A 23,799-nucleotide genomic window follows, 5' to 3' on the forward strand; every position below is an offset into this window, starting at 1 on the left:
GATTCCTTATTGGGATGTTCCCGTATCGATGAGCCTTACCCGGGTGAAGAGGCGATCCCCTCCTCCATCGTGCGACAGCGGGACCCGCACCCGTTCGAATGCGCCCTCGGGCGCCCGTTCTGCGATGGCGAGCCAGGATATCTCCTCCCACGCGATCAGGTCGACCGACTTCTCAACGGCGTATTCAACGTCCGCAACATCAAGCCGCCTGAAAAACTGGAGCCAAAGGCCATCCTCGCTCGCAACCACAAGTGGCAGCCGGCTTCGCTCCAACTCGCCGGGAACAAGCCCAAACCCGTAACGGACAAGGTTCACAATCCCTTCTCCAAAGGGATCCGCCATCTTTCCCGAATACTCCGGATCGTCGCGTTGCCCCGCCGAAAAATTTTCCAGCAGCCACGCCTGATAGGTCATGGTCCCCAGCACCATCTCGCGAGACTGCACCGAAATAACCTGCGCCGGCGCGTAACCATGCTGGAGAAACGATCGCTCCACCCAGACAGATCCTTGCGTGCTCGGAATAAACAGGTCGTCGTCGCCGTCGGAATTCAAATCCACCATCTTGACCCGCGGTTGAATCACCGGGGGCAATTCCGGGTCGAAGCCGGCTGCAAACCGAGACGCACCTTCGCCGCCGGTATTCAGGAAGACTCGCACGTTTCCATTGGCGGCTCCTGCGATCACATCGATATGACCATCGTTGTTCCAGTCGGTCGCCTCGACTTCCGTTCGAATACCGAGATTCCCAATCTCCACCGGCAGGGCAAAAACCGGATCGTCCAGGCCGCCGATATTTTCATAAAATCGCACGATCCCAAACGTATCGCCAATCACGAGATCCTGGATACCGTTCCCGGTGAAATCGGCCGCCGTGAAGGTCGTCCGTGCTCCTTGCAGTGAAATAAAACTGTCATCCGGTTCCCCCTCCGGACCGACCTTGATCGGCTCCTCGTTCTCCATCATGAGGATCTCCCCCTCCAGTTCGAAAATCACTTCCTCTTCGGTGCTCAGATTACGATGAAACCTCACGTGACCCCACCAATCGCCAAAAAGAACATCGACCTTCCCGTTCTGATTGAAATCGTAAAGCCGTGGATAAAACCAGTCGTCCCCAATTCCAGACGGGTGCGCAATATGGACGCCGGCCGGAAGGACGTTGACCCGCTGAGGAAAGAAATACGGATTCCCCTCCCCCGAGTTGAGGGCGATGTTGTAATTGGAAACTGCATCCGGCAATCCGTCGTTATTCCAATCCAGAAATTGAGTCACCGAAAGCGGCGCATCTCCCCAGCGGGATTCGATTTTTTCCTTCAATTTAAAGAGCGGTTCCGTTGCCGTACCCACATTTTCGATCAGATAAATGTCCTTCCGCGAACTTACGATGAGATCGAGTAAACCGTCACCGTTCCAATCGACCGCCCGGGGCGATGTCAATCCGACCCGGGGAAAGGCCGCCACCGCGGGGAACGCCCGTCGCTCCAAGACCGGCTGACCTGGAGAGCCGACGTTTGCGTAAAATCGCAAGAAGTATTCGTCATCCCATGACTCGGAAGTCATCGGGAGGTTACCGGTGATCAGATCGGGCAATCCGTTGCCGGTGAAGTCCGCCACCGTAGGAGCGGCGCACCAATCACCGACATTGATGATTTCTCCCAACGAATCGACCAATGGTCCCCGGCTCACCAGAATCGGGAGCCCGTCAGCCCCTCTCCCAGTGCTCTCAAATAAATAAATCCTCCCGGTCACATACCCTCCGGCCAACAGGTCGAGCTCGCCGTTTCCAGTCCAGTCCACCGCTTCCATCACCGGATAATAATCACGAATAAATGCGCCAGCCGGCCGGCCAATTACCGGCTCGAAGGGCACCTCGAGGGGAGAACCGCCGACTTCGATAAAACCTTCAAACTGCAAAATTCGATTCGTATTTGTTCCGACATTACGAAAGAATACCGCCCGGTTCCAGTGGGAGCCGACAATCACATCCTCAATCCCATTCCCAGTCCAATCAACAATCAATGGCGCCGATGACAGACCGAGGTCGATGGGCAGGTCGCTTGCATCAAAGAGCATCCGGTGGACCGGAAAATGCGGAGCGGAGGGACTGCCGCGGTTCGGCATCAGAAGAAGCTTTCCATAACTCTCCCCATAGATGATATCCGGAAGTCCATTTCCCGTCCAATCGGTGACCGCGACGCGGGTATGATCCGCCCCGGTCGAACTCGTTGCGATCCGGTCGAATCTCGGCATTCCATCCCCTATCCATCCACGCGGAGGAACTTCGTTCACCTCGGCATCGAGCTCCATCAGATCAAAATAAATCGCATAATGAGAGGGGGCATTCCCCTCCTGCGAATGGGTCCAGGCGAGCCGTCCCTTTTCCCAATCGCCGACGACGTTATAAAAGTAACCGGCCCGCACCCGGTTTGTTCGTTGCGGCGTCAAATTACTGCTGATCGACCCGTGAAACTCGGGGAAATCATACGGAATGAGACTATCATACCAGCGAAACGGCCGGTCGAATGGGCTTTTTGAATACGCGTAATCTCCGTACGGAAGCGGCTCGGCGCTGTCGGGGTCGTATTTCATCACCTGAATTGAGGCGACGTTCGCCTTTCCCTCAAGCCCCAGGGAGTCCAGCAATTCGACGAAATCAAGCCCGATATCGGCCGGTAACTGGTCGCGTTCCCGGTCCCCGATTTCGACCGGATCTACCCGAACCAGCACCCGGTAACCGCCTTGCCCGGACCACCCGACGCCGTCGCTCAGATCCGGCCAGGAGAGAAACAGGTCATCGAAAAACACGGCGCTCGGCGTCGCCTTCGGTCCCACCTGAATCACAAAATTCCGGAGAACCTCCGGGGAGCCATAGAAGGTGAACGTGTCGCCTCCGCCGGAGTTTGCCATCAACTGCTCGCCATTCAGGGTGCCGGTAAAACTCTGGGTCGTCGCATCGAACTCCACGGAGACATGATTGGCCGCATTCAGAATTGCCCTTTGGGCCAATTGGATCGTTCCAACGCTGGTGTAAACATGGACGACTTCACCGTTAAACTGGAAGTAAGGTCCCCAATTGCTGGTGGCGCTCCCCCCGGTCAGTCGAACCAGAACGCGGGGAGCCCCGTAAGTCTCGTCGGACACAGGCCAAAAGGTAAAATCCAGCTTTCCCTGCTGGAGGCCTGAGCCACCGGAGAATGTCATCGTGCTGGTCGCGGTGCTGCGGAAAAAAACGCTCTTATTGCCGCTCGGTCCAAATGGATCCGCCGGCACCGAGTTTGAATCGACCACTCTAACCTCACCGGACCCATCGTTCGCCAGGTTGATCGTTACACCCGACGGTGCCTCCCCCGTCGTCTGCTGCTCAAAATCCTCTGCAATGAGCTGCCCCTCTGCCCGCACCGAGCACAGGAGCAGACTGAACACAATCGAAAGACGGACCAAGGGAGTCACGGAAAAAGACATTCTCCAAACATGCGTTTCCCCTCGCTACCGGACAACGTGATTCGCCTGGATAAAAAACCTTACCACCCCACCCAACGCGGTCATCAGACGTAGGCTGGGATGCTCCAATTCCATAGCATGAGGCACATCGGACCTTCGCCCATGATCGGACCCGGGACGTAGCCGCGATCACCGCGGGATACTTGTGCCATCATAGAAAAGAATAAAGCCGAGGTCCTGTCCGACAAGCAGATCGAGGGTCCCATTCCCATTCCAATCAAGAACCTGAATATGGGGATTGTGACGAAATCCGTCCAGCTTTCGAGCGGCCGTGGCCCGGAGCGAAACGCCATTCCGGTCAGTCATTTCACGCCCCGGCGCGAAAACCGGCTCCTCATTGGTCCCAATGTTTTCGGCAAATTTGAACCCGCCCCTCGCCGAGTTCAAACCGACAATCAGGTCCCACTTGCCATTACCATTCCAATCGACCACCGAAATGGAATCGCGCCTGCCAACCAGATCATCCGGCGTGGTAAAGGAAACCGGACTGCCATCCGCAAAGCGTAGAATGGTTCCTTCCCCGAGTTCCAGGGGGCCGCCCGCTCCTCGTTCACGAAGATAGAGAACGTATTCAAACCGGTCGTTGACCGCCACGAGATCCGGCAGTCCATTGCCGTTCCAATCGACCACCGCGGGTCGGATTCGAGCGTGACCAGTGGTCCGGATAATCCTGCCTCCGGCTTCCAGCAACACCGGATCCGCCCAAACCAAATCACCACCCTCCCCCACATTCTCATAAAACAGATACCCGGCACGTCCAATCTGCCCGGAAATTATATCCAGTTTTCCATTGCCATTCCAGTCCACAACAACCGGTGACGTGTATCCCCAGAATCGTTCGACTGGTCCCTGCGGATGATAAGCCATGTCCATCTGGAGGTGAATGGGGCGGCCAGCTGGATGAAGTAACAATTCCGGCGCGGCAAACGCTGGCTGCCCCTCTTCACCAATATTGCGAAAGAGTCGAAAATGCCCGTCTGCCGATCCGACCACAAGATCAAGGCGTCCGTCCCCCACCAGGTCGACAGCCCATGGCGAAGCAAATCCGCTCGGAATCCAAAGTTTGTCCGCCACCTCCTCCAGGACATCGTATTCACCAGAAAAATACGGATCGCCGGGCTGGCCCTCATTTTTGAAAATGAATTCACCATCTTCGCTCGAAACGAGCAGGTCAAAAAGCCCATCCCCCGTCCAGTCCACCACCGAGATTTTGCTGTAAATCCCGGGATAATCGACGTAAATGTGCTGCGGTCTCCCCAAGAGCGGCGCTTCCGCCCTCCCCGTGTTGGGAAAGAGCAATGGCGGCATTGCCTCCTGGGTCAGGATCAGGTCGAGTTGACCGGTTTCTCTCCAATCGACCGTAACAGGGGCACTAATGCCAAATACCGTCAACGGATCATCATTCAATAGGATCGGTTGGGCTTCGGTGAAACGCGGTTGCTCAGCAGTACCGCTGTTGGGAAGAAAATAGACTTCTCCGTAAATTTGGCCAAAGTTCGTTCTGCCGCCTCGTTGACCGATGTCACGGGTTGGAAGATAGGAAAAATAATCGGTCCAGATGTCGCGGCAAACGACCAGCAGATCCGGGAGTCCATTGCCGTTCCAGTCGACGATGTGCGGATGCGCGGAGGTGATCGGCTTGCGTCCTTCCGGTCTGACCCGATCGAAAATTTCACTGGTGGCCAGCACCTCGAAGTCAGAAAACTCGGGTTGCCCGGGTTGACCGGAATTTCGGAAGAGTCGTATCTCCGTCTGCCCCCACCGGCTTTCCACAATATCAAACTGCCCATCCCCGGTCAGGTCTCCCAAATCGATGTCCGCCGACCACCGCAAAAACGGTAAGTGATCCCCTTTTTCAAACACCCCATCTTCCCGCTGAAAATAAACCCTCTGATCAGCAATGAAATCCAACCGCCCGTTCCCATTCCAGTCTATCGGAACAGATCCCATCGAGACCCGTCCGGAACGCTTACTCAGAGGTGCCGTTCCTTCCCGGTTGTAAGTCAAAAAAGAAGGCGAGGAATTCTCCACCTGCCCGCCGGTAATACCTTCGCATACCTGCAAGGGGCCCATCAGCAGAAAGATCGAGGCAAGCGTTATTCCCGGCAATACACTCGGCCCGAAACAAGGAACTGCATTGGCATCGCGAGACACAATCTCGGGATCGGCATCGTTCATGACATGCCTGAAGTCGAGCGCCAAAAGCGCTGGCGGCCACGGAAACAAAGAAGCCCCAAAACGGCTACCCCGAGTGCAAGTGATGTCATTCCGGGCTCCGGAATAACAGCCAAGTCATCAAAAAAGATCTGGGTGTTCCCCGCAATTCCGCCAACCCGAAGGACGATCTCGCTGATTGAAGATGGAGTGCCCGCGTAGGCAAAAACACTCGTCCCGACATAGCCCGCTGCATCCTCGGTCTGGAATGATACCCCGTTAAGGGTGCCGGAATATGTCCGGGAGACTCCGTCGAACATGAGCGTAACCTCGTTGATCTCATTCCGTACCCAATTTGTAGCGGTAGTGGTTCGCCGGAGAGTGGCACCATCAATGACATGCATGCGATTTCCAGCACTTACCTGGAACCATGGCCCCCAATCGGTCGCAGTCACCGAATCCTGGAGCCGCACGATCGCCCGGACATCATTCCCATCGCTCCACGCTGGAAAGAATTGGAGCACCACTGTTCCGGACACCACTCCCGGAGATCCGGCGAACGTCGCCTGAGAGAAACCAGTCCCTGGTTGATTGAAGTAAAGGCTCTGGTTGCCCCCAATCCCAAAGGGATCAGCAGGAGTTGTGCCCGAGCCGGCGACCGTTACCTGGCCATCGGTTCCGAGAATGACCGTGGCACCCGCCGGAGCCTCGCCTGGAGTGTCATTCTGAAAATTTTCAAGCACCAGGGCAGACGCCTGACTGCCCGATATCAGAAGGATGGCGCTGGCGATTGTCAGCAGAGATGATAAGTTGGGAGAGACATTCATAGTGGTTGATTTGGAGTTGATTGAGCCACCCGGATTCGGGTTGCTTTTGAAGATGATGATCGTATGGGAAAATGCGGCAAAGGATATGAGCTGGTAAAATCACCTTTCCACCCAATTCGGGCAGTCCACGGATCAATCGTCCGCGATGATCTTTTTCCCCCGCAGAAACGTCCGCAATTCCTCCAACTGCTCGGCGGTCGGGCTGATTCGGGGAGGCCGCACAAACGGAGTCGGGTAATGCCCGGCCAAATACAACATCGCCTTATACCCTTGCGGATACCCCATCGGAACCGTCGCCTTCAATAACGGCTCCTCATACTCGAAAACGATATCGCGCGCCGTATCCCAGTTCCCGGCCCGGACCGCCCGGTAAAACCGTTGGCTGACCCCCGGCGCGACCGGCGCGATCGGACAGAGATACCCAGGCGATCCGAGCTGCGCGCCGTACAGGTATTGCTTCATCTGACCGGCTCCCAAGACCGCAAAATCGGTTTCTCGGGTCTTTCGCACCTGGTCGTAGAACGGATACAATCCGGCATGCGATTTCACCCCCGCGACTTGCGGGAACGTCGCCAGTTTCTTGATGGTGGCGGTTGGCAGATTGCTATCATAAATAACCAACGGAATCGAAGTCTCCTCCGTGATTCGCTCGTAAGCAGAAACCAATTGCGGCTCCTGCACGATCCGGTGACTGAAATGCAGGTTGATCGCCTCGAGCCCGGCATCCTCCATCCGTTTCACGAACTCGACCATCCGACCGGTCCACCAGGGCCCGGTCGCTCCGACCACCAGTGCCCGCCCCTTCGCCTGCTGCAGAACGGTCAGGTTGATGCGTTCGATCTCCTCCTCGCTCAGGACATCGATTTCCCCGTCTCCATAAGTGAAGAACAAGATTGGCGGTTCATCCCGGTCGCACATGAATTCGGTCCAGTTGCGCAACGCATCGTAATCGACCTCATAGTTTTCCTTGAAAGGAACCGTAATGGCGGCTTGGGGACCGTATAGCCGTTGGTAAATCGCAGTAGCCGTAGCGGTCCGTCCCCTGCCGTTGACCGCGTCGGCACGCCCCCATCCGGTCGCGGGAAGACATGCTGAAAACGCGCCCGCCATTACCCATTTCAAGAATTGCCGCCGTCCGTTACTCGACACAGTGAGTGGTTCAGGTGGAAGATTTTGACTCATAATTGTGAATACTGGCAGGACCGATTTTTCCGATGCGAAAGCGATCGGGGCAGCTAACCGCCCCAAACTCAGAATCTCCCATCTCCCTTCAATTGGAAAGATTCACCAGGGGGTAAAAACAGGTTACCAGATCCGCCTTGCCAACCGGCTTCCCTCCGCCCCGATCCCAGGAAACTGCACGGTTCGGCCGCCGTCATTGGCCTCGCGAAATCCCAAAGGCGTCCGTCGTGTCCGTCCTGGCATTCGGTTTTGATTTGCATTTAAAAGCAAAGCAACGGATTCCATTTTGAAATGTTGCGACGAAATCTCCAAACAAAAGATCTGAAGGGGCGGTGGCGCCCACGGAATCCGCGCTTTTCACGTTGGTTCATCTCACTGGTCGGAGTGATTGGAATTGGAAGCAATTCGGCAGTCGACGGGCTTCCGGCTGCGGCGGCGGAATATCGATTCATCACCCCACGAGTGGGGGACCCCTTTGAATTACGAAAGGAGTTCGACGTGAAGGAACCGGTCCTGGCAGGTACGGATCGACCTTTGCCTGGGTGGCTCGGTTCGGGACACATCATCCTCCTTCAGGACGGGCGCTTACTGATGGCCTACGCGCATCAGAACGAATGCCGCATTTCCTATTCGGATGATGAGGGAACGTCGTGGACTCTGCCATTGACCGTCCGGACAGATCAATCTGAGGGTGTCCGGATTCATCGCCCGGCGGTTGTCCAGACCAAGACGGGAGATCTTTGGGTATTCTTTTATGGATTAATCCGCTACGACCCCCCCAATCCAAATAATTCGATCAACAATCTCTGGGCGGTCCGAAGCGGAGACGGTGGGGAATCCTGGGATACTCCTCGCTGCATCTACGAAGGATATGTCGGCATGCTGCAAGGGGCCATTGAAACCCGGGCAGGTCATATCGTCGTTCCTGTTTGTGATTACCGGGACGTTCGACATTTTACCGCGCTGTGCCTCGTATCCAATGACGGAGGACAGACCTGGCAAACCTCGACCTCGATCGATATCGGAAGACCGGAAACTTCATGGCCTCTTTCTGCCAATTTGAGCCAAGGGTCCCTGGAGCCGAGTGTGGCGGAGATGGACGATGGGAGTCTCCTCATGATGATACGAACCGTCGTGGGCGAATTCTATCACGCGATTTCGAACGATGGCGGACTCACCTGGGGAACGGCGCTTCCGGTGCCGGACTTGACCTGCGGCGGCCCCTGTAATGTGGTAAATCTTCCAAGTGGGCGCGTGACCGTGGCCTACAATCCCGCCAATCCCGATAGTCCCGAGACCAAACGTTGGGGCTCGCCGATCGGATACGACACCCAATCAATTGCCGGAATGGGAACGGGGCCTGACTCCTGGCATGTGATTCACGATTTCGTCCGCCAGGTCCCTCAAAAAACCCGCGTCGTCCACTCAACGATCACCGGTCTTCCCGGGAAACGCCTATTAATCACCCTGCCCAGCCGTTCCACCCTTCTAGTCGTCGCGGAGTCAGTCGTGATGGGCGAAGCGGAGGTTCAATCAGGTAGAGGCAGTCCCTGAGGGAGTTCGAAAGCGGTTCGTTTCAAGGCAGACCGCTTGATTTGACAAGAACCAAACTCCAGAGAACAGACAGAAACGCCTGCTTCACGTGGCACGGACATTCCTGTCCGTGAACAGGCAAAAATGCCTGTTTCCCTTATTACCAGTCGACCTGTCCGGGAAATTGACCAGTCGAATGAACTTCCTCTTTTCGCGGCACCGAACAGGATTTTGGGAGTGCGCAATGGAGCGCGTCGCCTATTGAATGAAAATCGGATCCCCACATCATCCTCGTCCGCCTACGCGGGGCGTCTTATTATTGATTACCGCGCTACTGCTATCCGTGACCTCGATCCGAGGAGAGGTTGCATTCGGGAGCGACAGACCCGGCCGGGTGGCGTGCGTCGGAGACAGCATCACCAAGGGCCGGGCCGGGCAAAGTTACCCGGAGCAACTTGGCACGATGCTGGGAGCCAAGTGGGAGGTTCGTAACTTTGGTCACAACGGAACAGTCGCCCGCCGAGAACACGGGCGAACCTATTGGAGTGTCCCGGAGTTTTCGGCAGCGAGCGAATTCGAACCGGATATCGTGGTCTTGATCCTCGGGACCAACGACGCGGCGGCCCCACCGCATCTGCGAGCTCAATTCGCTGCGGGGCTAGCGGAATTGATCGACCATTTCCTCCGACTGCCGTCAAATCCCCGAGTGATTCTGGGGACACCTCCGCCTTTGATGCCGGGGCGCGACGATGACCGGATGATTCATTTGCGCGACGAGATTGCCCCGACGATTCGTGAAATCGCGGCGAGTGAGGGTTTGGCTGTCATTGATCTACAATCACATCTCCCTCTGGCCGATCCTCAACATTACCCTGACAAAGTTCACCCGGACAAGAACGGTGCGCGGATGATCGCGGAACAGGTGCGTATCCACCTGCTTGAATCGAACCAACCGTAAACCACCGGTAAAGGTTGTTTACCCCTGAGATCGAATTGCATCGGATGATGCCGGTCCTGAACATCGGTATATGCGATTCCTCTCTCCCAATGAAAATTTCGCGAGCCGTCGGGTTTATTCCGGAACTAAAATGGCTCTTCTCATGATGCTCGCTTCCGCGCTTTTCGCGCGAGGAGGCTTCGATCCGTCCGCTCTCGACGGATGTTTACTTTGGCTCGACGGCAATGCCTCCGATACGATGGAACTCGATGATGAGGGTCGGGTTGCGGTGTGGCGTGATCGAAGCGGAGCGAACAATCATTTCTCCCAGAAGATTCTGAAGAGGCGGCCGCATCCGGTCTCCGACAATCATGGTGGACTCCGCGGAATCGCATTCACTGGTGACGAATGGCTGCACCGCCTCGAACTCGACCGGCTGGAGACGGAATCCGGGGCGCTCGCCATGACGATCATCGCGATCTTTGAAACCGTCGAGGAGCACCCGCTCCGTCAAATGGGGGTGATCGGGAACGGCGGCTACCTCGACAACTTGCCGGGAATGGTTCTCGGTTTCAACGACCGCCATGTGATTACCCAAAACAACGCCGCCATGCTCGGCATCGGCGACGAAAACGGGCTTCTTCTCAACGCCGGGGTCGACGCCCGCACGGCCCGAAACAGCGGGGTCAACCGCACGCTCGCCGTCCAGTATCCAAATATCCTGACAGCGGTCATCGATACGTCGGCGCCCTCCCCGGCCAGCCTTTTCGTTTACAACGAATCGATCAGCAACGATCTTCCCGAACTGGATCGTCCGATCCCGGCGGAGATTCTCCGCACCTCCGCCGGTTGGGCCATTGGGGCCGCCGATGGCGCGGGCACCCTCCCCTGGAAGGGAATGATCCACGAAGTGCTGGTGTTCGATCGGGCCCTGGAGGAGGCGGAACGTCTTCAGTTGGAAGCCGGCTTGCGCGAGATATACGGGATCGAGAAACCCTCGCCGCTGATCCTCGATCCACGGATCCGCGAGATCTCCCTCCAGCCCCGCCCGCAAGCGGTCGATCCGGATGGCGTCATGCTCTCGTTGCGCGGCGACACGCTTTTCGAGAGCGTCGACGGCGAGGAGTGGGCGGCGCGTCACCGGGGTGAACGAGACCCGCATCGCCCGAACCTTGTCCTCGGTGGCGGTCTGCTGGCGGTCACCCCGAAAGGCACCTTGGTCCATATCGTGCAGGACCGCTCCGCCTTTGTGAAATTGGAATACCGGGATGGCCGGTTTCTCAGCGAGGAAGCCCGCAGCGTCGTCTATGCGGTGCGAAGCGAAGACGGCGGCAGGACGTGGCGCGACGCCCATGTGATCCAGGACGCCTACTGCGGAGCGATGCGCGATATCATCGTGACCAGCGAGGGCAATGTCGTCGTTTCCATCCAAGCCTGGGACGTCGAACACGAACGCCACGTCACCACCGTTTACACCTCGATAGACGATGGGCGGTCGTACCAACAGTCGGTGATCGACAATGGAATCGGCCGGGGTCTTCACGATGGCATGTATGAATCGGCCATCGCGGAGTTGAACGACGGATCAATTTGGCTCCTGGGGCGGACCAGCCTCGGGGTGTTTTGGCAGTCGCGTTCCTTCGACGGCGGTCTTTCCTGGGAAGACCCGACGCCCACCGATATTTCCGCCGGGGGTTATCCGCCCGCCCTGATCCGGTTGGCCAGCGGCCGGTTGCTCCTGGCTTGGAACCGGTTTTACCCGGCTGGATACGACGGGCGGGATGAATTGGTCAACATGGCCGGGGTCAGCTGGTATTGGGGGGAACAAGCAACCAGCCGCTTTAACCGCGAGCTCTCAATCATGTTTTCAGAGGACGATGGCAAGAGCTGGACGGACCCGGTGGTCATCGTCGCCGGACGGCAGGATTTCGCCGCCCTGGCCTATCCTCTCTTGGTTGAAACCCGTCCCGGGGAAATCTATCTTTGGGCCAGGGCATTCGGCGGAAAGATGCTGGAATCGAGTTTCTTCGACCAGTGATGCAGACCGGCGAGCCCGGGTTTCGCCCACGACGGCAATACCGAGGCATGCAAACGCCAATACGATTCCCGTAGCGATGAAGCCACGCCTTGATCGACCCGTCCCGGAAGAGCACCCTGCCGGGTTTCCACCATCAGCGGCAATCCGCGCTAAAAACGCATCTCCGGCCCCTTTTTATTCCCCTACCCCCTCATTCCGTTGTTCCTACCGGTCGTTCCTACCAGTCGTTCAGGCGTTCCTACCGGTCGTTCGGTGGTTCCTACCGGTCGTTTTAGCATTCCTACCGGGCGATTTGGCCGTCGGGCGTTTCGCGGGACGCGAACGAAGAGACGTTTATCCTCACTGTTCATGCGGGTTGCAGGGCTAAATCGGAGGGTTGGCTTCCAGCCGACCTTATCCTGCAACGACGCCGACGGCGGACGGCAGGATGCCATCCCTCCCAGTGGCGAGGATGTTTGATTCCATATTGTTCCCCGGGCGCAGCCCGGATGTTGGCTTCTGTGAAAAGTCCCGGATTTCGTCTTTATCTTTCCCGGTTGATCCGTAGGCTTCGCTTCGGGTCCGGAGAAGGGGTCAGTCCACGCAAATTCACAAAAGTAGAGCGGACGGAAGACGTCAGGTCTTGACTCTTAGAGCGGACGGAAGACGTCAGAGCGGACGGAAGACGTCAGGTCTTGACTCTTGACAGTTGGGCGACCCCGAGGCGCGGATCTGGGGAGAATCGATGAAGTCATGGGGTCATCGCTATAAACGCGGAGGAAAGGGGTCAGTCCACGCATTCTAACACTTGTGTCAGGGGTTCGCCGAGGGGTCAGGCCTAGTATTGGAGTATATTCGCATCCAACCGAGATCATGCAACGGGTCCATGAGAGCATTTTCAGGAGCCCCTTCGACGGGCTCAGGGCAGGGGCTCTTCCGCGGGCTCAGGGCGGGCTCTTCGACTCCCAATCTTTCCGCGGTAATTGGGCCAGCCGCACGCACAGGAAGCGCGTCTTGAGGGCTGACCCCCGACTGTTCCCCCAAACCAATCGCCCTGCTGCGGGTCATTGACATAGTCGTAAACATGGTCTAGTTGTGGACTATGAAGTCGATGAATGTTAGCGAGGCGAAGACCAAGCTGTCCGCTTTGGTGGATGAGGTGGAGAAGGGAGGAGAGGTCATTCTCTGCAAACGGAATGTCCCTGTGGCAAGGATAGTTCCTTCGAGAGACGTTGCCGCCGGGGAGCGGCGGCATCGGACGCGAATCGGATGGGCGAAAGGCACCGTGGAGGTTCACGGAGACTTGACCGAACCGGCAATCGACGAAAATACCTGGGAGATGCACAAGTGAATATCCTGTTGGATACGTGCGCTATATTGTTCCTGAGCCAGAACGCCGATTGCGTGCGGGAAACCACACGGCGGTTGATTTCCGAAGCTCGGGAGGTGAGCGTTTCGGTTATATCGGCGGCGGAACTGGCCTGCCTTCAGGAGCGGGGCCGGATCACTTTACCCTGTCATTGGAAGACGTGGTTTCGTCAGGCCGTAGAGGAGAACGGGTGGCAGGTTCTGCCCCTGAGCCTCGATATTATGGAGGAGGCGTATTCCCTGCCTGGCGACTTTCACGCGGACCCGGCGGACCGCGTGCTCACCGCCACGGCCAGGCTGGAACGGCTTCTCTTACTGACCACCGATGGGAAATTGCACGAATACCCCCACGTGAGGGCCGGGTGGTAGCTCCATGCCTCTCGGGCGTAGGCAAATGGGGAGCCCGAGATCACGTAAGGGGTCCATGAGAGCATTTTCAGGAGCTCGACGGGCTCAGCCGCCAAACACGGCACGAATTTCCCAGAGTTCTGTCCCAACAAGCTTCTTGAAGTATTTTTCGGCGGCTTGGGAAGATCGCGGACCAATTGCAGAACCCACGCAATTTTCCGTGCCTGCTAACGGCAACAAATACTTCCGATGAACCGGCAATCCCCCGCAAATCCTACGACGGCAATTTGGCAAAAATGGTCCGTCTTAATTTGGACCGTAATAACAAGCCCGGCATCGGAACTCCTTTCGCTCCCCTGTTGGATCGACCCGCCAGGGCATTCGGCGGAAAGATGCTGGAATCGAGTTTCTTCGACCGGTGATACAAACCGACGTGGCCGGTTCGGGCAGGACGGCCCCGGGATTCAGCGCCGGCGACGGAAGTAGGTACCCCAGGACCGCGACGCCCGCCACCAGGGCAGCCGTGGCAGGTTCCGGAATTAGCGCCAGGTCGTCGAAAAAGATCTGAGTGTCACCGACAATGCCACCCGCCCGTAAAACGACCTCGCTGATCGAGGTCGGCGCACCAGGATAAGAAAAAACACTGGTGCCGGTGTAACCATTCACGCTCTCGGTCAGGAGAGAAACTCCCCGGACGTCGAGATTCACCGAGAATGGAGCATCCAGAGCCACGCCGCAATCGGGGCGTGCGGGTAAAAACAGCTAACCAGTCCGACTACTCCCCCTCCACCCGAACTACCGCCGATTCAATCGTACCCGACTGCTCGACTCCTGACATAGCGATTCGAGTCCAGACCGCAACCAACGCACCATCCTCCCGTTGAGTCACCGAGGGATACGAAACCTGCCTCGACCAGTCCGCTTCCCCCTCTTCAGGAAGAATCACCTCCGCCAAAACCACAGGCTCGGACCAAGTGGCTCCGTCATCGGCGGAAATTCGCATTGCCATTGGGTTCCGATGCGGGGGCGGAGAAGGATTATGGGTCAGCACGATCTTTCCTCCCCGGGTGCGAAGCAGACTATGCGACGCGGCAGCGGCCGAAAGCCCGGTTTTATCAACGTCAGACCAGGTTCGACCTTGATCGTCTGAATAAGAACGCCAGAGGTTTCCATCGCGCGAGCGGACCACCATCATCAGACGGCCATCGGATAACTCCGCCACGGCGGGCTCGGCGGCACCAGCGCTACCAGGGGTTTCGACCGATCCGGATCGCTCCCATGTTTCGCCTTGGTCCTCCGAAATCAAAACGCCAGCGGTATGGGGAGCGGTGAACGTGTGGATCGGCAGGATGAACTCGCCTGTCGAAAGGACGATTCCATTGCTGCGGCAACCGAAGCCGGTCTCCTCGATCAGTTGCCGGGATTCCGACCAGGTGGTGCCGTGGTCATCGCTATATCTTCCGGAAACCCGGAACGAATCGACGCCCACGAGTTCGCGCTCGACCTCCCGCATTCCGACAAATGGATACCGGTGCCAGCGGCCGGCCGATGAGAAGAGAAACGTTCGCTCCTCGTTCACGATAAAGGCCGGATCAAAATCCGAGGTTCGCGGGGTGTTGTGCAACTCCCGCGCACGCGACCAGGTTTCCCCTCCATCTTCCGAGAAGGCCCCGAGGATCACCTGGTGAACCGAGGCTTCATAGGGCCCCGAAAACCAGGCGGCCAGCAATCGACCGTCTGGCAACGCCGTCACACTGGGAGCATGGTTGAACCCGTAAAGATTCCCGCGATCGTAAGGATCGGTGTGGGGATAATTGAATACAATCGATCGCCCTTCGATCGAAAGCGGTCCGGCCGCCAATTGAGTTCCTGCGGTAGCGACCAGGCAGATGGCTAAAGCCATGCCTGCTGCATATCCCAATGACTTGGGTAAGCGTCCTCCACCAAACATTCTTTTCATTTCCATGTTGTGCATAAAATCAAATATTCGACTATTCTCAAAGAGTCGCCCGCCAATTCGTCCGCACGATGGCGAGGTCAAGTGTCATCGTGGCCTCAGGCAAGTTCCGGGGCCGAGCTGGAGACCCGGGGCCGCATGTCTCGAATCGCCGCCTGTAGATTGCTCAATGCCTTGGCAACGATGGCAGGATCCGACAATTGACCGATCTCGGCCAGATACGTTTGCTCGGCTTCCACCCATGGACCGCAAAGCGATGCCACCTCCGCGGCCACCTCCAGAGGGATCTGCACGACGCCATTCTCGTCGGCATGGATCAAGTCGCCCGGACGAATCACCGTTGGCCCGATCTGGACTTTGGTATGGACATCGAGGATGCGCCCATAACCATGGGAAACGCAGGTATTACGCGCCCACACCCCGAGGCCAATGGCACGAATCGCATCCAAATCGCGCGCGGCCCCGTTCGAAATGATCCCTTGGACTTCAAAATTCTGGTACACTCGGGCCATCAATTCGCCGAATCCGGCGGACCGGCACGGTTCATCCAAATCCTGAAAGACCACGATCCGCGGGATGGGTAACTCGTTCATGGCTTCGAGGTGCCGGAGCAGTCCGGCAGGCATCCGCTCGTCCTCCGCAGGCCTGGATGATCTGAAAGTGGCGGTGGAGGCGTAACCAACCACCCGATTACCCGGGGGAAGGCTCAGGTTTCTGATCCCCGGTCGAAGGTATCCGACGTCGTGGGGGCGAATATCAAACAGTTCCAATACGTTGCTGACGGTTGGCGAGTCGTATTTTCTCAGCGTTTCGAGAACGTCCGTACCGACCATCGCATGCGAGGTATTCAGTGCCATGTTTACGATGCTTAATTATGCAACCCCTTACATATTGGGGTAATACCATTCATTCCGAAGCGGATATTTAGCATATTCAACGTGACCGTCGACAAATAGCAGATTGACCGAGCTATTGTCGGAATTATGGGCGCGAGGAACTCTCCAGAGGAGTTGCGCGTTGGTACTTATGTCATTGCTTCGACTCCAATGGGAGTTACTCACCGTAAACAACTCAAGCCGTCCCGACACCTGGTCCCCGTCCATCAACGTATCAAACAGCATAATCGTTTGCGTCGCCTCGATCGCAGTCATCGGTCTGTCGTAAAGGTTGCCACTCCCGTCCGTCGAAGGCGTATTGTTGAACCGGTACGAACGCTCCTGAAGATCCGGCGGAGCGGGAGTGGAGGGACACCGAAAAATCCCGGGGTCCTGGACATATGGGTACACATGAAAAACCCAATTCTGATTCGAAAACGAGGAATCAATATGAGCCAGGTAATTAAAAAAACGATCGCCGTTTTCACTGGTAGCCATATGCACCGCCAGACCGATTTGCCGGAGGTTACTGGTGCAGGCGGCCCGCCGGGCATTTTCGCGGACCGTAGCCACCACCGGAATTAAGATCGCGGCGAGAATTCCAATGATGGCGATGACGGTCAAAAGTTCAATCAGAGTGAATCCATTCGAGCTCTGCCGATGAAGTCGTTTCATAATTTTCTCTTTCATAAATTTTAAGTTCAATAAGGATAATACCAGTTGTCTGGGAGCGGATATCTCGCATATTCAACATGACCATCCGCAAAGAGGAGGTTCACCGCGCTGTGATCGTCATTGTGCCCCCGCGGATAATTGGTGAGCATCGCCTCGGACCGATTCGTGTCGTTTCCTCGATGCCAGTGGGAGTTCCCTACTCCGAAGAGCTCCAACCGGCTGTTGGCCACAGCCCCGGCATGTAAAATATCGAAAACCACAATCGTTTGGGCCATTTCCATGACGGTGCTGATCGGCCGGTCATACAGATTCCCAACCCCGGGAGCGGCGGTATTGTTGAACCGGTAGGATCGCTCTTGCAATTCGCGGGGAGCGGGAGTGGACGGGCACCGAAAGAGATCGGGCTCGTCGGCATAACGATAAATATGGGAGATCCAGTTGGTCCCATCCACGAAATCGGGATGGTTTGTCGCCAATACCGCGAACAGCCGGTCTCCATTGTCGGCCGCCTGCATATGAACAGCCAATCCGATTTGCCGCAGATTTCCGAGACAGGAGGCTCCCCGTGCTTTTTCCCGGACCGTCCCCAACACCGGAATCAAAACTGCCGCCAGAATTCCGATAATCGCGATAACCGTCAATAACTCAATTAAGGTAAACGCTTGCTTTGATTTCATTATTATCTGGTTGTAAATGGGTTATAATAAAGAACTCAAACCTGGTCGGTCACCGAAGAACGGAACCACCACTGACCCAATTTCGAGTCGAATATTAGATGATCTTTCATCAGCATGCATCCATTCTGATCCAAGACAACATCCGGAATGCGGTAAAAAAGGTTGACCAGATCCCGTTAATCCAGTCCTACCGAAGTTGCGCCTCCAACCGGTCGATAAGCACCCCTTCCCCATCGATTTCCGGGGCGTTCGAACGGATCCGAAGGTAACTTGGTCCGTGGTTCGAGCTGTTTTTCATCGGGAATTCCCGGGCCACCTCGCCATTCAACGATACCGTCGCCGACCCGGCTTCCGTGTCGAATTCAATCACAAGGTCGTTCCACTGTTTGGACAACAAGCGAGCTTCCCCGATCCACTGCCCAGCGTCGACCTCGAAAACAAAGTTCGCTTCTTGCTCTGCAGTCAGATCGTTCGGGTTGTAGAACCGGTCCGTCAGCGAAAGGACCGTTCCTTCAGCCCCTTCGCCCGGCATCATCCGAACGGTCACCCTTCCTTTGGCTCCAGCCGGAAAATTCCAAACCAGACAATCCGGAGCCCGTCCGTCGTTTCGCCGCACCCGTAGCGCCCGGCCTCCCGAAAACTGCTCGTCCTCCTCCAGAGCCGGCCCAAACTCCCGGGGCAAAAAAATCCGGTAGGCTTCCCCGTGTTCCTTAAACGAGCTGATCCCATCGGCTCCCCGACTGAAGTCTTCCGTATGTTCGGCTTCGAGCAGCCAATCGGGATGAAACAGAACAATCGAGCGGTGGCGTTCGTTTTGCCCGGTCACGACGACGACATGCCCTTCCGCGGCCTGGGCAATGTTTGGGTAGGCGGTGCCCCGGTCCCCGGTCGCGGGCGGATCCTGGTGACGGGTCGGATCGAGATAAATTTCCCGGAAGCCGCGCCAGGTTTCTCCCCGATCCTCGCTGATCGCCGCATGCAAAGTATCCCGCCCGCCATACAGCATTCCTCCATCAGGCCGGCGAGGCGGCATTTGGGCATTGTTCCAGACAACGAGCAACCGCCCGTCGTCCAGCCTCAAGGCGGCGGCCGGCGAGTTGGAGGAGTGGAATCGCGTCGGTTCCGCTTCAGTCCAATCAATTCCATCATCGGAGAAAGACTGGTATAGAAAGCCCATCTGGGTCCGGTGGAGGAGCCAGGCGCGGCCGTCACCCAAAACTTCGATGCACGGCTCCACCGCCCCGTAATTGCTTCCATTGTAATTTGGAATAACCGGTGCGCTGAGAATCGATGGCGACCGCTGAAAGGTTTTCCCACCGTCGTCGGAGTGAATACTGGTCCCGAAATTCGAACCGGTTCCCGAAGGTCCCGACCGGCGGTCAGGCTCACTCTCATTCCAGACGGCAAAGGGAACCACAATCCGCCCGTCTGGCATCTGAGCCGCTCCCCGGATCGCCCCAACGTATCCCTCGAAAACGCGTTTGGCCTCCTCCCATTCAGTTCTGCCGTTCCGGGTTCGATTATGCCATACGTCCAGCGCCCGGCCTCCCCGCATCTCCCGATGCTCGTCATCATGCACGACGAAGAAAACATGGGCTTCTCCCTCGGAGTCGATCAAGGTTCGGCAGGCGTGGTGGCTCCGCTTCCCTTTCATTTCAAATTCGGTCCGAGGTTCGGTCCACGTCCGCCCGCCGTCCGCCGAATGGATCGACTCCACCCGCTCTCCCATGATCATGTAATAAATTTGCAGCGTTCCATCCGGCAGACGAACGATATCCGCCTCATTAGCCGGGGATGGCCCGACCACCTGCGGCTCGAACACCGTTCCGCCGACAAGGGCCACAGTCATACATAGAAGCGAAAACCAACCGGCGAACAGCATCGCGGCGTTCGTCCCCAACTTGGATGTCCTCATGATCTTCTATTCTGTCTCCGTACGGGTTTCCAGCCGAACGATCCGTCCTTGCGCATAGCCGTGCTGCAGGAAGGAACGTTCAATCCAGACCGATCCCTGGGTGCTGGGAACAAAGAGATCCTGGTCGCCATCTCCATTGAGATCGACCATCACCACCCGAGGTTGGACCAAAGGAGGGAGTTCGGGATCGAATCCCTCCCCAAATCGTTCTTTTCCCTCTTTGCCTGTATTCAGAAAAACCCGCACCCGACCGTTCGAGGATCCCGCGATGATGTCCGGCAACCCGTTTCCATTCCAATCGGCGGCGTCGACCAGGAGTCGTTGGCCGAGGTCACCCACGACCACCGCCGGTTCAAAGACGGGCGCGTCGGCAGTTCCCGCGTTTTTGAAGAAGCGGACCACCCCGTAGGTATCGCCGACCGCCAGATCCGTGAGTCCGTTTCCCGTGAAATCGGCCGCACTGAATACCGTCCGGGCTCCTTGCAACGCCCTGAAGCTGTCTTCAGGTTCATCAATCGGGCCGACCTTGATCGGCAAGCCGTCGGTCGTCACCAGTTTCTCACCATCCATATCGAAACGAATTTCTCCATTGGCGCTCAAGTTCCGGTGCAGCCGAACATGCCCCCACCAATCCCCGAATAGAACGTCATGCTTGCCGTTACGGTTGAAATCATACAGCCGCGGCCAGAACCAATCGTCCCCAATACCCGACGGATGGGCTATCCGTTCACCCGGGGGCAAGACGTTGACGCGCTCCATGAAATGATACGGATTCCCCTTTCCCGAATTCAGAAGAACACTGTAAGCGGAGACGGCATCCGGAAGGCCATTGCCATTCCAATCCATGAATTGTTGGGCGGGAATCTGCGAGAGTCCCCATTTCGCCGGGAGCGGTCCTTTATCCACACGGAACCGGGGCGCCTCGGCCGTCCCGATGTTTTCGAAGAGATAAATATTCAAGTTGGAGCTGACCACCAGGTCATACAGCCCATCGCCATTCCAATCGACCGCCCGGGGGGATGAAAGCCGCATCGTCGGCATACGTCCTTCCGAGGGAAACTCCCGCTCGACCAACTTCGGCGCCCCAATCTCCCCCACGTTCTCAAAGAATCGCAGCGGTTTGCCAGCCCGCAACGACTCGGGCGTCATCGGCTGACTGCCGGATATCAGATCCGGGAGCCCGTTCCCGGTGAAATCAGCCACCGTTGGAGCGGCGCACCAATCCCCCACATTGATGATCTCTCCCTCCGCGTCGCGCAAGGGCCCGCGGCTCACCAGAATCGGGAGTCCGTTCTCGTCGCGGCCCGTACTCTCATAAAGAAAAATACGACCGGTCACGTACCCCCCGGCCAGGAGGTCAATCTCCCCGTTTCCAGTCCAATCGACGGCCTCCATCACCGGATAATAATCCCGGATAAAGGCTCCTGCCGGCCGCCCGACGACCGGTTCCCAAGGCACCTCCAACGGCTCTCCATCCACTTCGACAAATCCTTCGAATTTGTAGCGCCGGTCGGTATTGCTGCCAATGTTACGGAAGAAAGCGATCACGTTCCAATGCGAACCGATCAACAAGTCTTCAACCCCGTTGCCCGTCCAATCGACCAGCAATGGCGCCGATGACATGCCCACATCGATCGGCATATCCTCAAAATCAAAAATCATCCGATGCACCGGATAATCCGGCTGATTCGCGTCCCCTCGATTTGGCATCAGGAAGAGTTTCCCATAGCTCTCGCCATACACGATGTCGGGCAGCCCGTTTCCATTCCAATCCGTCACCGCGACCCGAGTGTGGCCGACCCCGGTGGTCCCGGTCCCTATCTCATCAAACCGCGCCATGCCATCCCCGATCCAGCCCCTTGGAGGCGCTTCGTTCACTTCGGCCTCCGGAGGTAAAATGTTGAAATAAACATAATACAGCGACGCCTCGCTGCCCTCCTGGGTATGAGTCCACGCCAGGCGCCCGCGTTCCCAATCCCCCACGATGTTATAGAAGTAGCCGGCTCGCACCCGATTTTTAGGCCGCGGCTCTTTGGTGGCGCTGATCGATCCCATGAACTCGGGGAAATCATACGGAATCGCCGCGTCATACCACCGGAACGGCCGGTCGTAATCAGATCTTGAATACGCGTAATCCCCGTATCCCACCGGCTTCCGCGTGGCACGATCGTAGCGCATCACCTGCACCGAGGCGATGTCCGCCTTTCCGTCGATCCCGCTCCGGTTTAGAAGCTCCACGAAATCGATTTCCACCTCGGCCGGCAATTCATCGCTCTCCCTTCCCTCAAGAGAGAGCGCCTCAACCTCGACCAACAGACGGTGAGTTCCTTCGCCCGTCCAAGGCGGCGGAAGGACACTTCCCGCCGTCTGACCGACGACGCCTGGCGTAATCGCGCCGACCCACAGGGCCGCTGAGGCAACACCTATCCAATTACCAGGAAATATATTCATCATAATCTACCAATCCCCACTTCCAGAAGCTTTGTGCTTTTGCCGCCGGTCGCCCTGACGGCTGAGCACATCGCGCCTAGTCACGATGGCTCAAACCTTTGCGCTGAAATTCACCTGAGAAAACTTCCTGGATCCTCACTGGGGGTTACTCTTCCGATCCGACAACTTCCTCTACCGCGAGTCGCAAAAATCCACGCGCCCCATTCGTCAGTACCCCGATGGCACGCACCTGGACAAATTCAGTGCCATCCTCGTTATCGACCGGTGCTTCGACCGTGATAATCCCTTCGCCTGCAGACCAGTCTTCAAGATCGGTTGAAAATTCGAAATTGTAGCTCACGTCTTCCAATCCGATCGGCCGGTTAAAACTGAGAAGAAGGTCATCTCCGTCGACTTCCGGTTCCGGAAGGATCGACCGATCAGCGATATTAGGATTTCCTCCCAAAGCGTATTCCACAAGATTTCGAACACCATCTCCATCTGGATCAGAGTTGTTGCGGCGAGCGTTGAAAGTCTCGAAGTGTTCCGCCCGCCACGCATCGATGCCGGTCAGCTCGACCCATTCGCCTTCAATGTGGAGTAAGTCGTAAAACAGATTGCCTCCGTTAGGCACCGCACTCACTTGTAAGTTGGCATAAGAGATCGTCTTTACCTGTGGCCCAACGAAGTCGAATTCCGTATTCGTCACGCCTGAAACCGTCACGGAGACTTCTTCGTCGTTCAACGTCAGAGAGTATTTTTGCGTTTCGATATCGAAGTGCACGACGAGGACGTTAGCCTCGCCGACAATCCATTTCTGGGTGGCTAGGGATCCGGCAACTGCGCCGGAACTCACGAATAGCCGCCCACCCGTCCCGAACTGAAGCTGAGCCGCCCAACCGTCGGTACCCAGCGTAGCCACCCAGTCGCCTGCTAGGTTTTGCGTTACGGCAAAATCGGCGATGCGAAAGAAGGAACGGGTGTCTGATGAATCGGGGTGAAAAACCAACGTGGCCGTCCCACGGACCAGCCCGTAATTCGGCTGTGCCCCTTCAAAGCGGACGTGGCTATGCCCGGGGTCCGGTGTTCGAACATAAAGACTTTTATTTTCACTCTCGTCATACGGATGAGCGGGGGTGGAAAACTGGTCAACCACCCGAATGTCACTGTTGGCACCAATGATCACGATTGCACTCGACGGGATAGTCCCGGTGTCGGTGTCATTGAAATCCTCCAAAATCAGCGGCGGAATTTCTGTCGCCGAAAGGCCCGGCAGGACCAGCGTTACAAGCAAGAGGGGAAGGGTGAGGTATCGGTTTTTCATATTTATTCCTTGGATTGGTTAACCACTGAATGGTTCGATTGATTTCGTGTTACTTTAAAAGTTCCAACCGCTTCTTTTATCG

17 protein-coding genes are annotated in these 23,799 nt (G+C 56.9%); 5 read left to right on the forward strand and 12 right to left on the reverse strand.

Annotated elements, in window-relative coordinates:
- Window positions 1–6: 6 nt before the first annotated feature.
- The 4 genes from ACWUI2_RS02910 to ACWUI2_RS02925 form a co-directional block, all read right to left on the reverse strand.
- A complete protein-coding gene (locus ACWUI2_RS02910; protein WP_486981366.1) occupies window positions 7–3,459 on the reverse strand; it encodes an FG-GAP repeat domain-containing protein in 3,453 nt (1,150 codons plus the stop codon).
- 168 nt (window positions 3,460–3,627) lie between these two features.
- A complete protein-coding gene (locus tag ACWUI2_RS02915) occupies window positions 3,628–5,448 on the reverse strand; it encodes an FG-GAP repeat domain-containing protein (protein WP_486981367.1) in 1,821 nt (606 codons plus the stop codon).
- A 224-nt stretch (window positions 5,449–5,672) separates the two neighbouring features.
- Window positions 5,673–6,479: a hypothetical protein gene (locus ACWUI2_RS02920; RefSeq protein WP_486981368.1), complete on the reverse strand. Its 807-nt coding sequence runs from the start codon at window positions 6,477–6,479 to the stop codon at window positions 5,673–5,675.
- A 132-nt stretch (window positions 6,480–6,611) separates the two neighbouring features.
- Entirely contained in the window at window positions 6,612–7,661 is a 1,050-nt protein-coding gene (locus tag ACWUI2_RS02925; protein WP_486981369.1) for a dihydrodipicolinate synthase family protein, read from the reverse strand.
- A 384-nt stretch (window positions 7,662–8,045) separates the two neighbouring features.
- On the opposite strand from ACWUI2_RS02925, the gene ACWUI2_RS02930 reads away from it, so the two are divergent.
- The 5 genes from ACWUI2_RS02930 to ACWUI2_RS02950 all read left to right on the forward strand — a co-directional run bounded on the left by ACWUI2_RS02930 (window position 8,046) and on the right by ACWUI2_RS02950 (window position 13,885).
- Complete coding sequence (locus ACWUI2_RS02930; RefSeq protein ID WP_486981370.1) at window positions 8,046–9,215, forward strand: sialidase family protein; 1,170 nt, start codon at window positions 8,046–8,048, stop codon at window positions 9,213–9,215.
- Between the two features lie 322 nt (window positions 9,216–9,537).
- Entirely contained in the window at window positions 9,538–10,152 is a 615-nt protein-coding gene (locus tag ACWUI2_RS02935) for a GDSL-type esterase/lipase family protein (RefSeq protein ID WP_486981371.1), read from the forward strand.
- Window positions 10,153–10,282: 130 nt separating this feature from the next.
- A complete protein-coding gene (locus tag ACWUI2_RS02940; protein WP_486981372.1) occupies window positions 10,283–12,169 on the forward strand; it encodes a sialidase family protein in 1,887 nt (628 codons plus the stop codon).
- 1,090 nt (window positions 12,170–13,259) lie between these two features.
- Entirely contained in the window at window positions 13,260–13,499 is a 240-nt protein-coding gene (locus ACWUI2_RS02945; RefSeq protein WP_486981373.1) for a type II toxin-antitoxin system Phd/YefM family antitoxin, read from the forward strand.
- A complete protein-coding gene (locus ACWUI2_RS02950) occupies window positions 13,496–13,885 on the forward strand; it encodes a type II toxin-antitoxin system VapC family toxin (protein WP_486981374.1) in 390 nt (129 codons plus the stop codon). The genes ACWUI2_RS02945 and ACWUI2_RS02950 overlap by 4 nt, the downstream gene beginning before the upstream one ends.
- A gap of 285 nt (window positions 13,886–14,170) precedes the next feature.
- On the opposite strand, the gene ACWUI2_RS02955 is transcribed toward ACWUI2_RS02950, so the two are convergent.
- From ACWUI2_RS02955 to ACWUI2_RS02990, 8 genes are all read right to left on the reverse strand, one after another.
- Window positions 14,171–14,596 carry a hypothetical protein gene (locus ACWUI2_RS02955; RefSeq protein WP_486981375.1) on the reverse strand — a complete coding sequence of 142 codons (426 nt, stop codon included), beginning with the start codon at window positions 14,594–14,596 and terminating at the stop codon, window positions 14,171–14,173.
- Between the two features lie 43 nt (window positions 14,597–14,639).
- Window positions 14,640–15,767, reverse strand: a complete 1,128-nt coding sequence (locus ACWUI2_RS02960) for an exo-alpha-sialidase (RefSeq protein WP_486981376.1) — start codon at window positions 15,765–15,767, stop codon at window positions 14,640–14,642.
- 152 nt (window positions 15,768–15,919) lie between these two features.
- On the reverse strand, window positions 15,920–16,678 hold the full coding sequence (locus ACWUI2_RS02965; protein ID WP_486981377.1) for an RraA family protein: 759 nt from the start codon (window positions 16,676–16,678) through the stop codon (window positions 15,920–15,922).
- A gap of 27 nt (window positions 16,679–16,705) precedes the next feature.
- The gene (locus ACWUI2_RS02970) at window positions 16,706–17,386 is read right to left on the reverse strand and encodes a type II secretion system protein (protein WP_486981378.1); all 681 of its coding nucleotides are present in this window, start codon (window positions 17,384–17,386) and stop codon (window positions 16,706–16,708) included.
- Window positions 17,387–17,397: 11 nt separating this feature from the next.
- The gene (locus tag ACWUI2_RS02975) at window positions 17,398–18,048 is read right to left on the reverse strand and encodes a type II secretion system protein (protein ID WP_486981379.1); all 651 of its coding nucleotides are present in this window, start codon (window positions 18,046–18,048) and stop codon (window positions 17,398–17,400) included.
- A gap of 187 nt (window positions 18,049–18,235) precedes the next feature.
- The gene (locus ACWUI2_RS02980; protein ID WP_486981380.1) at window positions 18,236–19,963 is read right to left on the reverse strand and encodes a sialidase family protein; all 1,728 of its coding nucleotides are present in this window, start codon (window positions 19,961–19,963) and stop codon (window positions 18,236–18,238) included.
- A gap of 6 nt (window positions 19,964–19,969) precedes the next feature.
- On the reverse strand, window positions 19,970–22,417 hold the full coding sequence (locus ACWUI2_RS02985) for an FG-GAP repeat domain-containing protein (RefSeq protein WP_486981381.1): 2,448 nt from the start codon (window positions 22,415–22,417) through the stop codon (window positions 19,970–19,972).
- 142 nt (window positions 22,418–22,559) lie between these two features.
- Window positions 22,560–23,717 (reverse strand): hypothetical protein, encoded by a 1,158-nt coding sequence (locus tag ACWUI2_RS02990; RefSeq protein WP_486981382.1) that lies wholly within the window; start codon window positions 23,715–23,717, stop codon window positions 22,560–22,562.
- Window positions 23,718–23,799 lie beyond the last annotated feature (82 nt).

It is taken from the genome of Verruconatronum alginivorum, assembly GCF_056590205.1.

Bases quoted from the DNA above. Each gene is read 5' to 3' on its own strand.
- ACWUI2_RS02990 (WP_486981382.1), bottom strand. From the start codon at position 23,717: ATGAAAAACCGATACCTCACCCTTCCCCTCTTGCTTGTAACGCTGGTC.
- ACWUI2_RS02965 (WP_486981377.1), bottom strand. From the start codon at position 16,678: ATGGCACTGAATACCTCGCATGCGATGGTCGGTACGGACGTTCTCGAA.
- ACWUI2_RS02970 (WP_486981378.1), bottom strand. From the start codon at position 17,386: ATGAAAGAGAAAATTATGAAACGACTTCATCGGCAGAGCTCGAATGGA.
- ACWUI2_RS02920 (WP_486981368.1), bottom strand. From the start codon at position 6,479: ATGAATGTCTCTCCCAACTTATCATCTCTGCTGACAATCGCCAGCGCC.
- ACWUI2_RS02915 (WP_486981367.1), bottom strand. From the start codon at position 5,448: ATGGGATCTGTTCCGATAGACTGGAATGGGAACGGGCGGTTGGATTTC.
- ACWUI2_RS02975 (WP_486981379.1), bottom strand. From the start codon at position 18,048: ATGAAATCAAAGCAAGCGTTTACCTTAATTGAGTTATTGACGGTTATC.
- ACWUI2_RS02910 (WP_486981366.1), bottom strand. From the start codon at position 3,459: ATGTCTTTTTCCGTGACTCCCTTGGTCCGTCTTTCGATTGTGTTCAGT.
- ACWUI2_RS02960 (WP_486981376.1), bottom strand. From the start codon at position 15,767: ATGGCTTTAGCCATCTGCCTGGTCGCTACCGCAGGAACTCAATTGGCG.
- ACWUI2_RS02980 (WP_486981380.1), bottom strand. From the start codon at position 19,963: ATGAGGACATCCAAGTTGGGGACGAACGCCGCGATGCTGTTCGCCGGT.
- ACWUI2_RS02925 (WP_486981369.1), bottom strand. From the start codon at position 7,661: ATGAGTCAAAATCTTCCACCTGAACCACTCACTGTGTCGAGTAACGGA.
- ACWUI2_RS02940 (WP_486981372.1), top strand. From the start codon at position 10,283: ATGGCTCTTCTCATGATGCTCGCTTCCGCGCTTTTCGCGCGAGGAGGC.
- ACWUI2_RS02985 (WP_486981381.1), bottom strand. From the start codon at position 22,417: ATGATGAATATATTTCCTGGTAATTGGATAGGTGTTGCCTCAGCGGCC.
- ACWUI2_RS02945 (WP_486981373.1), top strand. From the start codon at position 13,260: ATGAATGTTAGCGAGGCGAAGACCAAGCTGTCCGCTTTGGTGGATGAG.